This is a genomic window from Actinomycetospora succinea (assembly GCF_004363095.1).
Lineage (GTDB): Bacteria > Actinomycetota > Actinomycetes > Mycobacteriales > Pseudonocardiaceae > Actinomycetospora > Actinomycetospora succinea.
In genome coordinates this window covers 566,954-585,364 of record NZ_SNYO01000004.1, presented here as the reverse complement: position 1 = coordinate 585,364, position 18,411 = coordinate 566,954, and the positions used below count along the sequence as shown (strand labels likewise).

Here is an 18,411-nt window from a genome sequence, read left to right as displayed (position 1 = left end):
CGTCCCTCACTCGTCACCCGGGGGTCCCTGTGCGCGCATCGTTCGCCGCCGTCGCCGTCGTCCTGCTCGCGCTGGTCTCCGCCGGGTGCTCCTCGGGGGGCGGGGGCACGCAGGGGTCGGGCACCGTCGTGACCCAGGACCGGCCCGTCGCGCCGTTCACCTCGATCGACTTCTCCTCCGCGGGCACCGTGACGATCGAGCAGACCGGGACGGACTCGCTGCGGGTCGAGGCCGACGACAACGTCCAGCCGCTGCTCACCAGCGAGGTGGAGGGCACCACGCTGAAGCTCGGCGCGCGGCCGGACACGAACCTCGGGCGGGCGACCATCAACTACCGGATCACCGTCCGGCAGCTCGGCGGCATCGTGCTCTCCGGGGCCGGCACCGTGAACGCCACCGGGATCGACGGCCAGGACCTCTCGCTCGCCAAACAGCGGCGCGGGCTCCCTGACCGTCTCGGGGCGCACCGAGTCGCTCAACGCGGACCTCATCGGGATCGGCGCGATCGACGCCGGCGGCCTCGTCGCCCAGGCCGCCGACGTGTCGGTGGGTGGCGCCGGGACCGCGACGGTGAACGCCGCCCGCACGCTCGAGGCCCGGGTCACCGGGGTCGGCGACATCGTCTACCTCGGCAACCCGGCCGTCACCCAGACCGTCTCCGGCATCGGGACGGTCCGGCGCGGCTGACCCCGCCACCCGCACGACCTGTCACAGACGTGACAGCCCCCTCCGGTGCCCGTCCCTAGATTCACTCCGGAGATCGCTCGTGGGACACGGAGGACCGATGATCGTCGCCGGCCGGCGGGTGCCGCGGGGGAGAGCTCTCCGGTGGGCCGCGATCGTCGCCGTCCTGGCGGCGGCGGTGTCCGCCTGCGCCGGCCCGGCCGGGGCGACGCCCGCGCCGCCGACGGGTGGGTCGGGCGACTTCGCACAGGGCGTCGACATCGGCGGGCGCAGCGTCTACCTGGAGTGCCACGGCGCGAACGCGCCGGGACGCCACACCGTCGTCCTGGTCCCCGGCTACCACGACTCCGCGGACTCCTGGGGCATCGACGAGATCATCCAGCCGCCGGCGGTCGGCCCCGCGGTCCCGGTCGCGCTCGCCCGCGACCACCGGGTCTGCTCCTACGACCGGCCCGGCACCCTGCGGGTCACCCTCCCCGGCGCCCCGCTCACCGAGCGCAGCACCCCGGTACCGCAGCCGCGCACCGCGGCCGACGTCGTCGCCGAGCTGCACGCCGTGCTCACCACGGCGGGGGTGCCCGGGCCCTACGTCCTCACCGGGCACTCGATGGGTGGGCTCTTCGCCCGGCTCTACGCGCAGACCCACCCGGAGCAGGTCGCGGGCGTGGTGTTCGTCGACGCCTTCGCGCCGTCGGTGCCCGACACGTTCGGGCCGGCGAAGTGGGCGCTCTACCGCGACTCCTACCTCAACGCCGTCCCGCCCGGCACGCCGCTCGCCGACCCCGCCTCCGAGCGGATCGACGTCGACGCGAGCGTCGCCCAGGTGCGCACCGGCCCGGCCTTCCCGCCCGTGCCGATCGACGTCCTGACCAAGACCGAGCCGTTCCAGACGACACTGCCGCCGCCGCCCGGGCTCACCGTCGAGGAGCTCAACCAGCTCTACGAGGACGCCCAGGCCGACTACGTCGCGCTGCGCCCCGGCACCCCGCAGACCATCGCGAACGGCGACGCCCACTACATCCAGTGGCAGAGCCCCGACCTCGTGGTGAGCTCGGTGGACCTCGTGGACGGGCGCGCGGCGCGCTGATCGTCTACAGCAGGGCCGACGCCACGGCGTCGAGGTCCTCGGGCAGGCCCTGCACGGCGATCTCGTCGACGACGGTCGCCGCCCAGGCGTCGAGGTCGCGCCGGACCTTGCTCACCGGTCCGACGAGCGCGACCTGCTCCACCACCTCGGTGGGGATCGCCGCGGCCGCCTCGGCCTTCCGCCCGGCCAGGTAGTGCTCCTGCACCCGCTGCGCCGCGTCGCCGTGACCCATGCGCACGAAGACGTCGTGGTGGAAGTTCGCGCCTCGGGCGCCCATGCCGCCGATGTAGAGGGCGAGCTCCGGGCGCACGCGGTCGGCGGCACGCTCGACGTCGTCGTCGAGCACCACCGGGACCGTGGCGACGACCTCGAAGTCCTCGGGGCGCCCGCCCGGGCGGCGGGCGAAGCCCTCGGCGAGCGCGTCGCGGTAGAAGCCGTCGAACGACGGGGCGAAGAACATGGCGTGCCAGCCGTCGGCGATCTCCGCGGCGAGCGCCACGTTGCGGGGGCCCTCGGCGCCGAGGTGGACCGGGAGGTCGGCGCGGTACGGGTGCAGCGACGACTTCAGCGGCTTGCCCAGCCCGGTGCCCTCGGCGGGCAGGCGCTGGAATTCGCCCGCGTAGCTCACCGGCTCGCGCCGGGCCAGGACCCGCCGGACGACCTCGACGTACTCGCGGGTGCGCGCCAGCGGGCGGGCGTAGGGCACGCCGTGCCAGCCCTCGGAGACCTGCGGGCCCGACGCCCCGAGCCCGAGCACGACCCGCCCGCCGCTGAGGTGGTCGAGGGTCGTGGCCGCCATCGCCGTGGCGGCCGGGGTGCGGGCGGGGATCTGGGCGACGGCCGTGCCCAGGCGCACGCGGCGGGTGTGCGCCGCGGCGTACGCGAGCGGCGTGAACACGTCGGAGCCGTAGGCCTCGGCGAACCACACCGACGCGAAGCCGGCCTCGTCCAGCGCGCGCAGGCGCCCGGCGAGGTCCGGCGGCGGCGTCCCGGTGAAGTGCCCGACGTTGACCCCGACCCGCATGCCGCTCAGCCCGCGTACAGGTCCGCGAAGCGGGCCCGCAGCTTGTACTTGAGGATCTTCCCGCCGACGGTCTCGGGCAGCTCGTCGGCGAAGACGACGGCCTTGGGCGTCTCGTAGCCGCCGAGGCGGGCGCGGCAGTGGGCGACGAGGTCGTCCGCGGTGACCTCCGCGTCCGGCGCGGGCACGACGACGGCCGTGACGGCCTCGCCCCACCGGTCGTGCGGCAGGCCGACGACCGCGGCACGCTGGACCCCGGAGTGCTCGTAGAGCACGGCCTCGACGCGCAGGCTGGAGACGTTCTCGCCGCCGGACTTCACGATGTCCTTGATCCGGTCGACGGCGATCCGCAGGCCGTCCTCGTCGACCGCGGCGCTGTCGCCCGAGTGGAACCAGCCGCCGCGGAACGCCTCGCGGGTGGCCTCCTCGTTCTTGTAGTAGCCGGCGGTGATGATCGGGCTGCGGTACACCGCCTCGCCCGCCACACCCGGCTGGTCGCGCAGCGACTCCCCCACCTCGTCGACCACGTCGGAGGCGAGCAGCGGGCTCGGCAGGCCGACGTAGTTGACCGCGGGCGCGGTGCGCTCGTAGGTGTCAGGCCACTTCGCGGGCCAGAAGCGGTGGCACGCGATGGCCTCGGTCTGCCCGAAGATGCCGAGCACCACGAGGTCCTCGCCGGCCTTGTCCAGCAGCGCGCGGTAGGTCTTGGGCGCCAGCGCGCCCCAGCCGTAGACGAGCACGCCCAGGCTGGTGACGTCGTGGCCGGCGGTCTCGATCTCCCGGTCCAGCGCGGCGACGAACTGCGGCGACCCGGCCCAGAGGGCGGTGATCCGCTCCTCGGCGACGGCCTCGGCCACCTGGTCGGGCACCGGACGGCGCCCGAGGACGAGCGTGCCGCCGGACAGGAACGCCGAGAGCGTGAAGAGCAGGTCGCCGACGTGGTAGATCATCGGCAGGAACGTGCCCACGCGCAGGTCGCCCTCGAGGCGCACGCCGCGGGTCAGCGACAGCGCGAAGTTCATGGCGGCCAGGTAGCTGGACCCGTGCGAGGTCATCACGCCCTTGGGCATGGCCGTGGTGCCGGACGTGAACAGCATCTCCCAGATGTCGTCGCCGTGGATCTCCACGTCGGGCTCATGCTCCGGCTGCCCCTCGAGGAACGCCGGGAACGACGGGCTGCCCGCGACCGGGTCGCCGCCCAGGGTGATCGTGGCGCCGACGGCGAGGCCGGCGCGCTCGAACGCCGCGGCGGCGCGGGGCCAGAGCTCGGCGTCGACGATCGCGAGGGCCGGCTCGGCGTGCCCGATCAGGTACTCGACCACGTCCTCGGCCAGGTTGGGGTTCAGCGGCATCACCACCATGCCCGCCTTCGCGATCCCGATCTTGGTCACGAACGCCTCGACCGAGTTCTCGCAGAACAGGAGCACGCGGTCGCCGGGCTGCAGGCCGCGGGCGGCCAGGGCGTGGGCCACCTGGTTCGCGACGCGGTCGGCCTCGCGGTAGGTCAGCGACCGGAAGCGCTCGTCGGCGAAGGCGCCGGGACGCCCGACGATCGCGGTCTTCTCGGGATAGCTCCACGTGAGCCGCTCGAAGACGTCGCCGATCGACGTGCGCTCCCAGCGCTGCACCGCCCGGCGCCCGCGCAGGGTGGTGACGTCGAAGGTCGTGGTACCCGCCCCGTCGATCTGCGCACTGTCCACCCGTGCCTCCCAGCCGTCCGGTGTGACCTGGAGCATTCCCAGGTGACCGGTCTCAGCGCAAGAGGTCAGTCACTGGCGATTCACTCCGGGACCGCAGCGTCCAGGCCGAGGCACCCGCGGGCCATGCCCTCGAGCATCTCGGCGAGCCGGTCGGCAGCGAGGCCGCTGTGGTGGAAGAGCACCGCCTGGGTGGTGCCGAGCGCGGCGTGCACGACCACGCGCAGCTCGGCGTCGGAGAGGTCCTTGCGCAGCGGGGCCAGCGCGATCACCCACTCCTCGACGTAGTGCCGCTGGGCCCGCCGGAGCCGGCGCAGGTCGTCCTCGGGCAGGTGGTGCGCCTCGCGGTAGTAGACCTGCAGCAGGCGCCGCTCCTCGATCGCGAAGCGGACGTGCACCGCGACGAGCCGGCCGATGGCCTCGCGATCGCCGTCCGCGCTGGCCACCGCCTGCGCCGCCGAGCGCTCCATCTCGTCCATGAGCTGCTCGAGCAGCGCCGAGAGCAGCGCGGCCTTGCTGTCGAAGTGCCGGTAGATGCCCGAGCCCACGATGCCCGCCGCCGCGCCGATGTCGGCCATCCCGACCGCGTGGTAGCCGTGGCGGGCGACGAGCTCGGCGGCCGCGGCCAGGATGCGGTCCTTGCGCGCCGGGTCGCGGCGCCGGCGGGGACGCGGGGACTCCGTGCCGTCGACACCGCCCTCCGCGGTGACCTCGGCGGTGACCTCCGTCAGCACGACCCCGCCCTCTGCTGCGCTCACGCCGTGCTCCTCCCCGGACGCGGTCCGGCGCCTCTTCTCAAGACCCTACGGAGCGGCTACGGTCGCCGTCTAGTGAACGACGAATCACGTAGAGGGAGTCGGCGTGGACTTCGTGGAGACCGACGAGCACCGCGACCTGCGGGCGGCCGTGGCGAGCATCGCCGCGCCGTTCGGCGGTGACTACTACGTCGACCACGCCCGCCGCGGCGCGGAGTGCACCGAGCTCTGGCACGCGCTGGGCGACGCCGGCTTCGTCGGGGTGTCGGTCCCGGAGCCCTACGGCGGCGGGGGCGGCGGGCTCGTCGAGCTGGCCCTGGTCTGCGAGGAGACCGCCGCGCAGGGCGCCCCGATGCTCCTGCTCCTGGTCACGCACGCGATCTCGGCGGCGGTGATCGCCGAGTACGGCACCGAGGAGCAGCGCAAGGAGTGGCTGCCCGGCCTCGCGACCGGCCGCGAGAAGGTGGTCTTCGCGATCACCGAGCCCGGCGCCGGCTCCAACACCCACCAGCTCGCCACCACCGCCCGCCGCGAGGGCGACGAGTGGGTGGTGCGCGGCGAGAAGTACTACATCTCCGGGGTCGACGAGGCCGAGGCGATCCTCCTGGTCGCGCGCACCGGCACGGACGAGCGCGGCAACGCCCGGCTCTCGCTCTTCCTCGTCCCCACCGACGCCCCCGGCCTGCAGCAGGTCCCGCTGCCGGTCGACGTCATGCTCCCCGAGAAGCAGTTCACGCTGCGCTTCGACGAGGTCCGGCTGCCCGCGACGGCGCTGGTCGGCGACGAGAACGCGGGGTTCCGCCAGGTCTTCCACGGCCTCAACCCCGAGCGCATCACCGGGGCCGCGCTCTGCGTCGGCATCGCCCGCTACGCCCTGGCCCGCGCGGCGCGCTACGCGAACGAGCGCGAGGTCTGGGGCCAGCCGATCGGTGCCCACCAGGGCGTCGCGCACCCGCTGGCCAAGGCCCGTGTCGAGACCGAGCTCGCCGCGCTCATGACGCGCAAGGCCGCCTGGCTGCACGACCGGGGGCTGCCGGCCGGCGAGGAGTCGAACATGGCGAAGTACGCGGCCGCCGAGGCCGCGCTCGCCGCCGTCGACGCCGCGATGCAGACCCACGGCGGCAACGGGGTGGCCAGCGAGTTCGGTCTGCTGCCCTACTGGGGCCTCGCGCGGCTGCTCCGGATCGCCCCCGTGAACCGGGAGATGATCCTCAACTTCGTCGCCCAGCACGGCCTGGGCCTGCCGCGGTCCTACTGACGATCGGTATCGGGAGGAGCCCGCGATGGACCTGCAGCGCAACCTGGCCCAGCGGATCAACGTCGGCGACGCCCTGACGCGCTCGGCGGCCGCCCGGCCCGAGCACCCGGCGGTCGTCGACGGTGACCGTCGGCTGACCTACGCCCAGTTCGACGCGTGGGTGAACCGTCTCGCCCACGGCCTGCTCGCCCGCGGCTACGCCGTCGGCGACGCGCTCGCCCTCGCCGCGGGCAACAGCGCCGAGTTCCTCGCCGTCTACTACGCCTGCGCGAAGACCGGCGTGGTCTGCGTGCCGATCAACCTCGGCTGGCGGCCCCACGAGATCGCCTACGTGCTGCGGCACTCCGAGGCGCGCGGGTTCGTCGTCGAGACCCAGCTCGTCGCGACGATCAACGAAGCGCTGGCCGAGGCGCCCGGTGTCGCCGAGGTCGTCGTCGCCCCCGGCACCGGGGACGCGGTGGCCGGCGCCGTCACCCTCGACGAGCTGACCAGCAGCGACGACACCCCGCCCGAGGTCGCGATCGACGACCGCGCGGCGCTGTCCTACCTCTACACGTCGGGCACCACGTCGTTCCCCAAGGGCGTCGTCGGGACCCACCTCGCGATCCACCTCGAGTCCATGTCCGCCGCACTCGACTCCGGGTGGAACGCGCAGGACCGGTTCGTCGCGATGATGCCGATGTTCCACACCGCGCAGCTCAACGCGTTCTGCACGCCCGCGGTGATCGTCGGCGCGACGATCCACGTGCACCGCGGGTTCGACCCGGCGCGGTTCCTCGAGACGATCGAGCGGGAGCGGATCACGCAGGTCTTCGGGCTGCCGATGATGTACCGGGCGGCGCTGGACCACCCGTCGTTCGCGAGCCGCGACCTGTCGAGCCTGCGACGCGCCGTCTACGCCATGGCGCCCATGCCGGAAGCGCAGATCCAGGCCTGCCTCGACGGGTACGGGTGCGACTTCGCGCTGCTGTTCGGCCAGACCGAGATGTCGCCGATCACCACGCTCTTCCGTCCCGAGCACCAGCTCACCCACGTCGGGTCGGTCGGCACGCCGCTCACCGGGGTGCAGGTCGGGATCATGGACCCCGACGGGCAATTGCTCCCGCCCGGGCAGCAGGGCGAGATCGTCTACCGCGGGCCGTCGACGATGCAGGAGTACCTGCACGACGAGGCCGCCACCGACACCGCGTTCGCCCACGGCTGGTTCCACTCCGGCGACGTCGGGCTCTTCGGCGACGACGGCGTGCTCTGGTTCGCCGACCGCACCAAGGACGTCATCAAGACCGGTGGCGAGAACGTCGCGTCGCTCGAGGTCGAGCGGGCCGTGTACGACGCCGAGCCCGACGTCGCCGAGGTCGTCGTGGTCGGCCTGCCGCACGCGCGGTGGAGCGAGGCGATCACCGCCGTCGTCGTGGCCAAGGAGGGCACCGTCCTCGAGCCGGACAAGCTGATCGCCGCGCTCAAGGACCGCCTCGACGGCTACAAGGTGCCGAAGGCCGTGATCGTCGTCGACGAGTTCCCCCGCACCTCCACCGGGAAGATCCAGAAGAACGTCGTCCGCGACCAGCACACCGACCACTACGGAGGTCGCTGACCCGATGGCCGTCCTGCGCTCCATGCTCGACACCACCTCCGAGACCTACGTCAGCAACCGCAAGACCCAGCTCGAGCTCGTCGCCGCGCTCGACGAGCAGCTCGAGCTCGTCGTCGCCGGCGGGGGCGAGCGCTACGTCGCGCGCCACCGCGACCGCGGCAAGCTCCCCGTCCGCGAGCGCCTCGCGCTGCTGCTCGACCCGGACTCGCCGTTCCTCGAGCTCTCCCCGCTCGCGGCGTGGGGCACCGACTTCACCGTCGGCGCCTCGGTGCTGACGGGGATCGGGGTGGTCAGCGGGGTCGAGTGCCTGATCATCGGCCACGACCCGACGGTGCGCGGCGGGGCGATGAACCCGTACTCGCTGCGCAAGACGCTGCGGGCCCTCGAGATCGCGCGGACCAACCGCCTGCCCGTGATCAACCTCGTGGAGTCCGGCGGCGCCGACCTCCCGACCCAGGCCGACCTGTTCGTCCCCGCCGGGCGCATCTTCCACGAGCTCACCGAGCTCTCCTCGATGGCGATCCCGACGATCGCGCTGGTCTTCGGCAACAGCACCGCCGGCGGCGCCTACGTCCCCGGCATGTGCGACTACGCCGTCCTCGTCGACCGCCAGGCCAAGGTGTTCCTCGGCGGGCCGCCGCTGGTGAAGATGGCGACCGGCGAGACCGCCGACGACGAGTCCCTCGGCGGCGCCGAGATGCATTCCCGCGTCTCGGGGCTCTCGGACCACTTCGCCACCGACGAGCGCGACGCCATCCGGCTCGGCCGCGAGATCGTCGCCCGGTTCCACTGGCACAAGCTCGGCCCGGCCCCGTCACCGCACGCCCCGGAGCCGCTCTACGACCCCGAGGAGATCCTCGGCCTCGTCCCGCCGGACCCGAAGGTGCCGTTCGACCCGCGCGAGGTGCTGGCCCGCACCGTCGACGGCTCGGAGTTCGACGAGTACAAGCCGCTCTACGGGACGTCGCTGGTCACGGGGTGGGCGAGCATCCACGGCTTTCCGGTCGGCGTCCTCGCCAACCACCGCGGCGTGCTGTTCAGCGAGGAGGCCAAGAAGGCCAGCGAGTTCATCCTGCTCGCCAACCAGACCGACACCCCGCTGGTCTTCCTGCAGAACACCACCGGCTACATGGTCGGCACCGACTACGAGCAGGGCGGGATCATCAAGGACGGCGCCAAGATGATCAACGCGGTGACCAACAGCGCCGTCCCGCACCTGACGATCAACATGGCGTCGTCGTTCGGCGCCGGCAACTACGGCATGTCGGGGCGCGCGTACGACCCGCGGCTGATGTTCGCCTGGCCCGGCGCGAAGCTCGCGGTGATGGGCGCCGCGCAGCTCGCGGGCGTCATGTCGATCGTCGGCCGGGCGTCGGCGTCGTCGCAGGGCAAGCCGTTCGACGAGGAGGCCGACGCCGCGCGCACCCGGGAGATCGAGGCGCAGATCGAGGCGGAGTCGCACAGCTTCTTCGTCTCCGGGCGGCTCTACGACGACGGCATCGTCGACCCCCGCGACACCCGCACCGTGCTCGGCATGTCGCTCTCGGCCGTGCACTCCAACCCCGTCGAGGGCCGTCGCGGCTTCGGCGTCTTCCGGATGTGAGCATGATCGAGAAGCTTCTGGTCGCCAACCGCGGCGAGATCGCCACCCGCGTCATGCGCACCGCCCACGCGCTGGGCATCGCCACCGTCGCGGTCCACTCCGACCCGGACGCCGACGCCCCGTTCGTCGCGCTCGCCGACGAGGCGGTGCGCCTGCCCGGCGCGTCGCCGTCCGAGACCTACCTGCGCGCGGACCTGGTGATCGCGGCGGCCCGGGCCACCGGCGCCGACGCGGTGCACCCGGGGTACGGGTTCCTCTCCGAGAACGCCGGGTTCGCGCGGGACTGCGCGGCGGCGGGGCTGGTGTTCGTGGGGCCGAGCCCGGACGCGATCGCCTCGATGGGCTCGAAGCTCGAGGCGAAGGCGCTGATGGACGCCGCCGGGGTGCCGGTGCTGCCGGGCGCCACGCTGCCCGAGGGTGCCCCGCTGCCCACCGACCTCGACTTCCCGGTGCTGGTCAAGGCCGCGTTCGGCGGCGGCGGGCGCGGGATGCGCATCGTGCGGTCGTCCGACGAGCTCGCGGACGCCGTCGACGGGGCCCGCCGCGAGGCCGCGTCGGCGTTCGGCGACGGGACGGTGTTCCTCGAGCGCTTCGTGGAGGACCCGCGCCACGTCGAGGTGCAGATCGTCGGCGACACGGCCGGCGAGGTCGTCCACCTCTTCGAGCGCGAGTGCTCCATCCAGCGCCGCTACCAGAAGATCGTCGAGGAGAGCCCCTCGCCGGCGGTCGACGAGGCGCTGCGCGCGCAGCTCGGCGCGGCCGCCGTGGCCGCCGGCAAGGCGATCGGCTACACCGGCGCGGGCACGGTCGAGTTCGTGCTGGACCGCGACGGGGCGTTCTTCTTCCTCGAGGTCAACACCCGGCTGCAGGTCGAGCACCCGGTGACGGAGCTGGTCACGGGCCTGGACCTCGTCGCGCTCCAGCTGCGGGTCGCCGAGGGGCACCCGCTGCCGCCCGAGGTCACCGGCGCGCGGATCGGCGGGCACGCGATCGAGGTCCGGCTCTACGCCGAGGACGTGCCCGCCGGGTACCTGCCCGCGACGGGGACGCTGCACCGGTTCGCGGTCCCGGCGCTGCCCGGGGTGCGGGTGGACTCCGGGGTGACGGACGGCTCCGTCGTCGGACCGCACTACGACCCCATGCTCGCCAAGGTCATCGCCCACGGCACCACGCGGGCGGAGGCGGCCCGGACGCTGGCGCGCGCGCTCGCCCGCGCCGAGATCCACGGCGTCACCACCAACCGCGACCTGCTCGTCGGCATCCTGCGCGACGAGGAGTTCCTCGCCGGCGGCACCGACACCGGCTACCTGCCCCGCCACCCCGCCCTCGAGCGCCCGGACCCGGACGACGGCGACGCCGTGCGGGCGGTGGCGGCCGCGCTCGCCCTGCAGGCCGAGCACCGCGCCGACGCCCCCGTCCTGCGCGGCCTGCCGTCGGGCTGGCGCAACGTCGGCGGGTCACCGCAGTCGGTCGCGTACACCGCGGGCGACCGCACGCTCGAGGTGGCCTACGCGTCGCGGCGGTCCCGGCTCGACGTGACGGTGTCCGGCGAGCCGGTCCCCGTCGCGCTGGTGTCGGCGTCGCCGGGGCAGGTGACGCTGGTGCAGGACGGCGTGCGCCGCACCTACCGGGTGCACCGGGTCGCGGGCGCCACGTTCGTCGACGGGCCCGACGGCTCCAGCGCCTTCACCGACGTCCCCCGCTTCGCCGACCCCAACGCCGTCGCGCACGCCGGCTCGCTGCTCGCGCCGATGCCGGGGACGGTGGTGCGGGTGCTCGCGAGCACCGGCGACGCGGTGAGCGCCGGCGCGGCGCTCGTCGTGCTCGAGGCGATGAAGATGGAGCACACGGTCGCGGCGCCCGTCGACGGCGTCGTCGGCGAGATGCACGTGGTGCCGGGCGACCAGGTCGAGACGCGCCAGGTCCTCGCCGTGGTCGAGGAAGCCGCCTCCGAGTCCACCGCCGAGGAGGCGTCGTGAACATCTCCGTGCTGCTGCGCCGCGCGGCCGCCGACCACGCCGACGACGTCGCGGTCCGCCTCGACGACCTCGAGCTCACCCACGCCGAGCTCACCGAGCGGGCCGGGCGGTTCGCCGCGTACCTGCGGGCCGCGGGCATCGCGCCCGGCGAGCGGGTCGGCTTCTTCCTGCCCAACGTCGTCGAGTACGTCGTCGGGCTGCTCGGGGCGTGGCAGGCCGGCGCCGTCGGGGTGCCCCTGAACTATCTCTTCCCCGACGCGCCGCTGCGCCACGCCGTCACCGACTCCGGCGCGCGGGTCCTCGTGCTCCCGCCCGGCGACGTCGAGCGCCTCGAGACGGTGCTCGAGGGCGCGACGCCGCAGCTGCTGACGACGGGTGCCGACTTCGCGGAGGCCCTCGCGGCCCACGACCCGACCGAGGCGGTCGTCCCCCGCCTCGACGGCGACGACGCGCTGATCATGTACACCTCGGGCTCGACCGGCGTGCCCAAGGGCGTGCGGCAGACGCACCGCAACGTGCTCGCCGAGGCCGAGGGCACCATCGAGTTCTACGGCATCACGGGCGACGACCACGTCCTCAACTGCATGCCGATGTTCCACGTCGGCGGCCTGCAGCTCGCGTCGGTGCCGCTGCTGCTGCGCGGCGGGCAGATCACGCTGATGCCCCGGTGGGACGTCGAGGTGTGGCTCGACATCGCCCAGCGCCTCCGCCCGACGATCGGCGGGCTGATCTCGACGATGATGATCGACGTCGGCAACCGCACGGCCCGCGAGCCGGTGCGGCTGGACTCCTTCCGGTTCTGCATGTTCGGCGGCTCCCGCACCCCGACCGCGGCCATCGAGCGGCTCGAGAACGGCACCGGCATCCCCGGCACGGAGATCTACGGGCAGACCGAGCAGAACGGCCTCGTCGTCACCTACCACCCCGGCGAGCCCCGGCGGCCGGACTCGATGGGGCGCCCGCTCGACCACATCGTGGCGACGCGGCTGGTGCCCGTCGACGGATCCCCCGACCTGGTGCCCGGCGACCCCGGCGTCGGCGAGCTGTGTGTGCACGGCGACGCGGTGACGCCGGGCTACTGGCACCTCGAGGCAGCCGAGAAGTGGGCCGTCGACGACGAGGGGCGCCTTTGGTTCCGCACCGGCGACCTGATCTCCCGCGACGCCGACGGCTATCTCTACTACGTCGACCGCATCGACGACATGATCGTCTCCGGCGGCGAGAACGTGTTCCCGCAGATGGTCGAGGAGCACCTGGCGGGCCACCCCGACCTCGCCGAGGTGGCCGTGATCGGCACGGCGCACGAGCGCTGGGTCGAGCAGGTGACCGCGGTCGTGGTGCCCAGCCGGCCCGGGGTGACGGTGGCGGCGCTGGACGAGTGGTGCCGGGTGCACCCGGACCTGCGCGGGATGCACCGCCCCCGTCGGATCGAGATCGTCGAGGCCCTGCCCCGCACCGGCAGCGGCAAGCTCAACCGGCCCGAGCTGCGGAGGATCTTCCCGTGAGCGTGACGTACGACGTCGTCGACGGCGTCGCCTGGCTGACGATCGACCGCCCGGAGGCCCGCAACGCGCTGAGCAAGGAGGTGCGCGACGGCCTCTGGGAGGGCGCGCGCCGGTTCGCCGCCGACGACTCCGCCGCGGTCCTCGTCCTCACCGGCGCCGGCGACAAGGCGTTCTGCGCGGGCGGCGACCTCAAGGAGATGGCCGAGACCTCGCTGGAGGTCCCGCCGCCGGACTTCCTGCCGCAGTTCGGGCGCAACATCGAGATCGAGAAGCCGACGATCGCCGCCGTCAACGGCGTCGCCTACGCCGGCGGCTTCCTGCTCGCCCAGCAGTGCGACCTCGTCGTCGCCGCCGAGCACGCGCGGTTCGCGGTGTCGGAGGTGAAGGTCGGACGGGGCTCCCCGTGGGCGGCGCCGCTGTCGTGGCTGGTGCCGCCGCGGGTGGCGCTGGAGATCCTGCTGACCGGCGACCCGGTCGACGCGGCCCGGGCCCGCGAGGTGGGGCTGGTCAACCACGTCGTGCCGGCCGCCGAGCTGCGCGCGCGCACCCAGGAGCTGGCCGCGCGCATCGCGGCCAACGCGCCGCTGTCGGTGCGGGCGGCCAAGCGCACGGCGTACCTGTCGGCCGAGCACGATCGCGACGAGGCCTACGCCCGGGCGGAGGAGATCTGGGCGCCGGTGTACCGGTCGGCCGACGCCCAGGAGGGGCCGGCGGCGTTCCGCGACAAGCGCACGCCGGTCTGGACGGGGAGGTAGCGCGATGCCGGTGTCGATGGCGGCGCTGTGCGACGACCTGGCGGCCGAGTCCGCCGAGCTGCGCGCGGTGCTGGCCGGGCTCTCCGAGGAGCAGTGGCGGCTGCCCACCCCGGCGGTCGGGTGGACGATCGCCGACCAGGTCTCGCACCTCGCGTACTTCGACGACGTCACCCTGCGCTCGGCGACCGACCCCGAGGCGTTCGCCGCCGAGAAGGCGGAGATGGACGCCGACGGCGGGGTCGACCCGGACACCGTCTGCGCGCGGTTCCGCGACCTGTCGGGGGCGGAGATGCTGGCGTGGTTCGACGACGCCCGCGCCCGCCTGGTCGCCGGGTTCCGCGGCCTGGACCCGTCGCTGCGCGTGCCGTGGTTCGGGCCCGCGATGAGCGCGGCGTCGTCGCTGACCGCGCGGATCATGGAGACCTGGGCGCACGGGCAGGACGTGTACGACACGGTCGGCGTTGTCCCCGAGCCGTCGCCCCGCCTGCGCCACGTCGCGCACATCGGGGTCGGGGCGCGCGCCTACAGCTACCTCGCGAACGGGCGGGAGATGCCGTCGGTCCCGGTCCGCGTCGAGCTGGTCGCGCCGGACGGGTCGTCGTGGGCGTGGGGGCCGGAGGACGCCGCCGACCGGATCAGCGGGTCGGCGCTGGACTTCGCGCTGCTCATCACGCAGCGCCGGCACCGCGACGACCTCGCGCTGACGGTGGTGGGCGACGCGGCCCGGGAGTGGACCGAGATCGGGCAGGCGTTCGCTGGCACGGCGGGGACGGGGAGGAAGCCGCTGTGAGCACGGTGAGGCGCGCTGTGCGGATCGGGAACATCTCGGGCTTCTACGGCGACCGGTTGAACGCGGCGCGGGAGATGCTCGACGGCGGCCGGGACGGTGGAACAGAGCTCGACGTGCTCTGCGGGGACTACCTCGCCGAGCTGACCATGCTCATCCTGGCGAAGGCGCAGGCCAAGGACCCCGAGGCCGGGTACGCGAAGACGTTCCTGACCCAGATGCGCGACGTCCTCGGCGACTGCGTCGCCCGCGGGGTCAAGGTCGTCGCCAACGCGGGCGGGCTCAACCCGGCCGGGCTCGCGGCGGCCGTCGAGGAGCTCGGGACCGGCGCGAAGGTCGCGTACGTCGAGGGCGACGACCTGCGCGGCGCGCTGGAGGAGATCACGCCCCCTGTCGCGGGCAAGCCGGTGTCGGCCAACGCGTACCTCGGTGGCTGGGGCATCGCCGAGGCCCTGGCCGCGGGGGCGGACGTCGTCGTCACGGGGCGCGTGACGGACGCGTCGCTCGTCGTCGGCCCGGCGGCGTGGTGGCACGGCTGGGACCGTTCGGACTTCGATGCCCTGGCGGGCGCCGTCGTCGCGGGCCACGTCATCGAGTGCGGCCCGCAGGCCACCGGCGGCAACTACGCCTTCCTCGACGAGATCACCGACCGGCGCTACCCCGGGTTCCCGATCGCCGAGGTGGAGGCCGACGGGTCGTCGGTGATCACCAAGCACCCCGGCACCGGCGGGCTGGTCTCGGTCGGCACCGTCACCGCCCAGCTGCTCTACGAGATCGCCGCGCCCGCCTACCTCGGCCCCGACTGCACGACCCACTTCGACACCGTCGCGCTGTCCGAGGACGGCGAGCACCGCGTGCGCATCAGCGGTGTGCGCGGGTCGGCGCCGCCGCCGACGCTCAAGGTCGCGCTCAACGACGCGGGCGGCTACCGCAACACGATGACCCTCGTCCTGACCGGCCTCGACATCGAGGCGAAGGCGGAGCTCGCCGAGTCGCTGCTCTTCGACGTGCTCGGCGGCCGCGACCGCTTCGCCGAGGTCGACGTGCGCCTCCTGCGCTTCGACCACCCCGACGCCGCGAGCAACGCCGAGGCCACCGCGCACCTGCGCGTCACCGTGAAGGACCCGGATCCGCGCGTCGTCGGGCGCTCGTTCTCCAACGCGACGATGGAGCTCGCGCTGGGCGGGTACGCCGGCTTCCACACCACGACCCCGCCCAGCAGCGAGTCGGCGTTCGGCGTCTACCGCCCCGCCGCCGTGCCGCGCACCGCGGTGACCCACACCGTGGTCCTGCCCGACGGCACCCGCCGGACGGTCGCCGACCCGGCGACGACGTCCGACGGGGCGGTGTCGGCGGTGTCCGAGCCCGCCGCCCCGCCGGAGGGCCCCGCGGCGCGCGTCCCGCTGGGTCGCGTCGTCGGCGCGCGCTCGGGCGACAAGGGCGGCGACGCCAACATCGGGCTCTGGACGCGGACCGACGCGTCGTACGCCTGGCTGCGCGCGTTCCTGACCGTCGAGCGCGCCCGCGAGCTCCTCGGCCCCGAAGCGGCGGACCTCGCGATCGACATCCACGCGCTGCCGAACCTGCGCGCCCTCAACGTCGTCGTGCACGGGATCCTCGGCGACGGCGTGGCGTCGTCGGTGCGCCCGGACCCGCAGGCCAAGGGCCTCGGCGAGTACGTCCGCAGCCGCCTCGTCGACGTCCCGACCGCTCTCCTCGAGGCCGACTGAGCGACTCCACCCGACATAGGCGCATGATCGCGTCGAGCCGGACGGTCGGCCTCGACGCGATCTCGGGCCTACGTCGCGCTGACCAGGGGCGTCCTCGCTCTGACGGAAACGCTTCGGAAACCGAAGCATGTCCACCGAAGTGCCGCTAGGGCGTCCGCGGGTGCTTGGCGACGCGCGCGTCGGGGCCGGGGAAGACGAGGCTGCGGTGCTCGTCACCGACCCACTGCACCCAGTACGGCGGGCTGCCGTCGACGTGGTCGACCGCGACGATCCGCCCCTGCCGCCGGGACGACGCGTCCGTGAGCCCCTCCACGATCAACCAGTTCCCCACCTGCGCTTGCACGCCGCACCTCCCCGGCCGGTTCCTCGCTGCTCCCAGCATCGGGTGCGAGCGGCCCGCGGACCAGGGACCTCCGACCCTGGGCGGCGCGCGTGAGCCGACCCGACCCGGCCCTCAGCGGGCCGGGACCGCCGGGGTCGAGGTGACCGGTCCGGGCGCGCGGGTCTCGGCGGTCGCCGGCTCGGTGGCCTGCGTCCGCGCGCCCGGGGCGGACGCCGGCGGCGTCAGCTCGGGCAGGAGCGGCTGGCGCGGGGTGCCCCCGCCACCGACGCTCGTCGGCGAGTTGTTGTCGACGGCGGCGAGCGCGGTCCGGAGGCGCTGCAGGTCCCGGCTCCACGCGTTCGGCGCGGAGGCGTAGACCTCGAAGTCGAGGCCGTAGTCGTTGCGGAACTGGGTCCGCGTGTTGCCGCCGGGCCCGTGCTCGGCGTTGAGCGCGAACGAGGGGCCGTAGGTGTCGTCGACGACGTAGGCGCCGTAGTTCTGCAGCGTCCACGCGATCTGCCGGGCCGGCTCGGTCTGCAGGCCGAGCGAGGCCAGGTCGACGTCGGGCGGGATCGCGAGCAGCGACCCCATCCGCATCGCCGTGTTCGTGTTCCCCGTCGCGGCGCCGTACCAGCCGACCGCGTAGCTGTCGGACTTCACCGCGGGCCAGCGGAAGCACTCGCTGCGGGTGGCGCACTGCGCCAGCTCGCCGCGGGCGTAGAGGTTGATCTTCAGCGCGTGCCGCGGCCCCTGCTCGCCGGGACGCAGCTCGCCGACCCGGATCGAGCCGCCGAGCCCGCTCATCCCGGACCCGCCGTGGGAGCCCTGGATGCCCGGGCCGTAGATGTCCTGGTCGGGGTACCGGACGTAGCTCGTGGCCGGCCCGCCCGCCGCACACCGCGCCAGCGGCTGGGTGGAGACCACGGTGCGGCCGTCGGCCGCCAGGAACGAGGCGCTCTGGTTCTTGTTGTCGCTCGGCAGGACGTAGTTCGCCGGGATCGGCACGGTGGCGAGCACCGTCTTCTGGGTCTTGCAGCGGTTCCCGCCCCAGCCGCCGGAGCTGGCCAGGACCTGCGTCAGCGGGGCGCCCGGGCTGAGCACGATGGGCTCGTCGTCGATCTGGGGCACCCGGGAGCCGGTGTCGTTGCCCGGGATCGCGGGCAGGTTCGCCGGGACGTAGACCGCGCCGCTCCCGATCGGCATGTTCCAGATGCTGCTCGACGCGAACGGCTGACGGAGCGGGTCGCGTCCCCCGCTCGGCGGAGCGGTGGTCGTGGTCGTCGGCGGAGCGGTGGTCGTGGTCGTCGGCGGAGCGGTGGTCGTGGTCGTCGTCGGCCGCGGCTTGGCCGCCCGGTCCGGCCCGGCGTCGGCGCCGGCCACCGGGGCCGACGTGATCGACAGGACCGTCAGCGCCACCACGGCGGCACCGGACAGCGCGGCGAGGTAGCGCGTCCGGTGGCGCCGGGGAGAGGTCGATCTCGAACCCACGATGTGCTTCCTCCCGGCCGGTTCCGCCCGGGGTCGTCCGGCCCCGGTGGCTGTTGGACGGTGGGGTCGGCACGGCTCACGCGGCCGTTACGCCTCCGCCCCGAGATTCGGCCGGACGGCCGGGGACGCGATCTGTTCGGGCGAAG

At 74.0% G+C, this 18,411-nt stretch carries 15 protein-coding genes and 1 pseudogene; 10 read left to right on the top strand and 6 right to left on the bottom strand.

Going from position 1 to position 18,411, the window contains the following annotated elements:
- Positions 1–13 precede the first annotated feature (13 nt).
- A complete protein-coding gene (locus EV188_RS17975; protein WP_133827612.1) occupies positions 14–277 on the bottom strand; it encodes a hypothetical protein in 264 nt (87 codons plus the stop codon).
- Between EV188_RS17975 and EV188_RS32635 the strand changes: the two are divergent.
- A pseudogene (locus tag EV188_RS32635) lies at positions 189–687 on the top strand (GIN domain-containing protein). The gene EV188_RS17975 and the pseudogene EV188_RS32635 sit on opposite strands and share 89 nt — an antisense overlap.
- 97 nt (positions 688–784) lie before the next feature.
- A complete protein-coding gene (locus EV188_RS17970) occupies positions 785–1,771 on the top strand; it encodes an alpha/beta hydrolase (protein WP_133827611.1) in 987 nt (328 codons plus the stop codon).
- Positions 1,772–1,775: 4 nt separating this feature from the next.
- Here the strand turns inward: EV188_RS17970 and EV188_RS17965 are convergent, their stop codons facing one another.
- The 3 genes from EV188_RS17965 to EV188_RS17955 form a co-directional block, all read right to left on the bottom strand.
- Positions 1,776–2,795 (bottom strand): LLM class F420-dependent oxidoreductase, encoded by a 1,020-nt coding sequence (locus EV188_RS17965; protein ID WP_133827610.1) that lies wholly within the window; start codon positions 2,793–2,795, stop codon positions 1,776–1,778.
- A 5-nt stretch (positions 2,796–2,800) separates the two neighbouring features.
- Complete coding sequence (locus EV188_RS17960) at positions 2,801–4,492, bottom strand: AMP-binding protein (protein WP_243741787.1); 1,692 nt, start codon at positions 4,490–4,492, stop codon at positions 2,801–2,803.
- Positions 4,493–4,572: 80 nt separating this feature from the next.
- Positions 4,573–5,247 (bottom strand): TetR/AcrR family transcriptional regulator, encoded by a 675-nt coding sequence (locus EV188_RS17955; RefSeq protein WP_341770775.1) that lies wholly within the window; start codon positions 5,245–5,247, stop codon positions 4,573–4,575.
- Positions 5,248–5,350: 103 nt separating this feature from the next.
- Between EV188_RS17955 and EV188_RS17950 the strand changes: the two genes are divergently transcribed.
- Genes EV188_RS17950 through EV188_RS17915 form a run of 8 tightly spaced genes read left to right on the top strand, consistent with a single transcriptional unit; the run spans position 5,351 to position 16,455 of the window.
- The gene (locus tag EV188_RS17950) at positions 5,351–6,502 is read left to right on the top strand and encodes an acyl-CoA dehydrogenase family protein (RefSeq protein ID WP_133827608.1); all 1,152 of its coding nucleotides are present in this window, start codon (positions 5,351–5,353) and stop codon (positions 6,500–6,502) included.
- Between the two features lie 25 nt (positions 6,503–6,527).
- On the top strand, positions 6,528–8,096 hold the full coding sequence (locus EV188_RS17945) for an AMP-binding protein (RefSeq protein WP_133827607.1): 1,569 nt from the start codon (positions 6,528–6,530) through the stop codon (positions 8,094–8,096).
- Positions 8,097–8,100: 4 nt separating this feature from the next.
- On the top strand, positions 8,101–9,699 hold the full coding sequence (locus tag EV188_RS17940; RefSeq protein WP_133827606.1) for an acyl-CoA carboxylase subunit beta: 1,599 nt from the start codon (positions 8,101–8,103) through the stop codon (positions 9,697–9,699).
- 2 nt (positions 9,700–9,701) lie between these two features.
- The gene (locus EV188_RS17935) at positions 9,702–11,678 is read left to right on the top strand and encodes an ATP-binding protein (protein WP_133827605.1); all 1,977 of its coding nucleotides are present in this window, start codon (positions 9,702–9,704) and stop codon (positions 11,676–11,678) included.
- Positions 11,675–13,183 carry a class I adenylate-forming enzyme family protein gene (locus tag EV188_RS17930; protein WP_133827604.1) on the top strand — a complete coding sequence of 503 codons (1,509 nt, stop codon included), beginning with the start codon at positions 11,675–11,677 and terminating at the stop codon, positions 13,181–13,183. The genes EV188_RS17935 and EV188_RS17930 overlap by 4 nt, the downstream gene beginning before the upstream one ends.
- Entirely contained in the window at positions 13,180–13,938 is a 759-nt protein-coding gene (locus EV188_RS17925) for an enoyl-CoA hydratase/isomerase family protein (protein ID WP_133827603.1), read from the top strand. Before EV188_RS17930 ends, EV188_RS17925 begins: the two co-directional genes overlap by 4 nt.
- A 4-nt stretch (positions 13,939–13,942) precedes the next feature.
- Entirely contained in the window at positions 13,943–14,728 is a 786-nt protein-coding gene (locus EV188_RS17920; RefSeq protein ID WP_133827602.1) for a TIGR03084 family metal-binding protein, read from the top strand.
- Entirely contained in the window at positions 14,725–16,455 is a 1,731-nt protein-coding gene (locus EV188_RS17915; RefSeq protein WP_243741786.1) for an acyclic terpene utilization AtuA family protein, read from the top strand. Before EV188_RS17920 ends, EV188_RS17915 begins: the two co-directional genes overlap by 4 nt.
- Before the next feature lie 145 nt (positions 16,456–16,600).
- Here the strand turns inward: EV188_RS17915 and EV188_RS17910 are convergent, their stop codons facing one another.
- Both EV188_RS17910 and EV188_RS17905 read right to left on the bottom strand, forming a co-directional pair.
- Positions 16,601–16,798: a DUF1918 domain-containing protein gene (locus tag EV188_RS17910; RefSeq protein ID WP_133827601.1), complete on the bottom strand. Its 198-nt coding sequence runs from the start codon at positions 16,796–16,798 to the stop codon at positions 16,601–16,603.
- 111 nt (positions 16,799–16,909) lie between these two features.
- Positions 16,910–18,265, bottom strand: coding sequence for a hypothetical protein (locus EV188_RS17905; protein ID WP_133827600.1), 1,356 nt, complete (start codon positions 18,263–18,265; stop codon positions 16,910–16,912).
- Positions 18,266–18,411: the final 146 nt, after the last annotated feature.

Excerpts from the sequence above, each read along its gene's own strand:
- EV188_RS17970 (WP_133827611.1), top strand. The coding sequence starts at position 785 with ATGATCGTCGCCGGCCGGCGGGTGCCGCGGGGGAGAGCTCTCCGGTGG.
- EV188_RS17965 (WP_133827610.1), bottom strand. The coding sequence starts at position 2,795 with ATGCGGGTCGGGGTCAACGTCGGGCACTTCACCGGGACGCCGCCGCCG.
- EV188_RS17945 (WP_133827607.1), top strand. The coding sequence starts at position 6,528 with ATGGACCTGCAGCGCAACCTGGCCCAGCGGATCAACGTCGGCGACGCC.
- EV188_RS17940 (WP_133827606.1), top strand. The coding sequence starts at position 8,101 with ATGGCCGTCCTGCGCTCCATGCTCGACACCACCTCCGAGACCTACGTC.
- EV188_RS17935 (WP_133827605.1), top strand. The coding sequence starts at position 9,702 with ATGATCGAGAAGCTTCTGGTCGCCAACCGCGGCGAGATCGCCACCCGC.
- EV188_RS17920 (WP_133827602.1), top strand. The coding sequence starts at position 13,943 with ATGCCGGTGTCGATGGCGGCGCTGTGCGACGACCTGGCGGCCGAGTCC.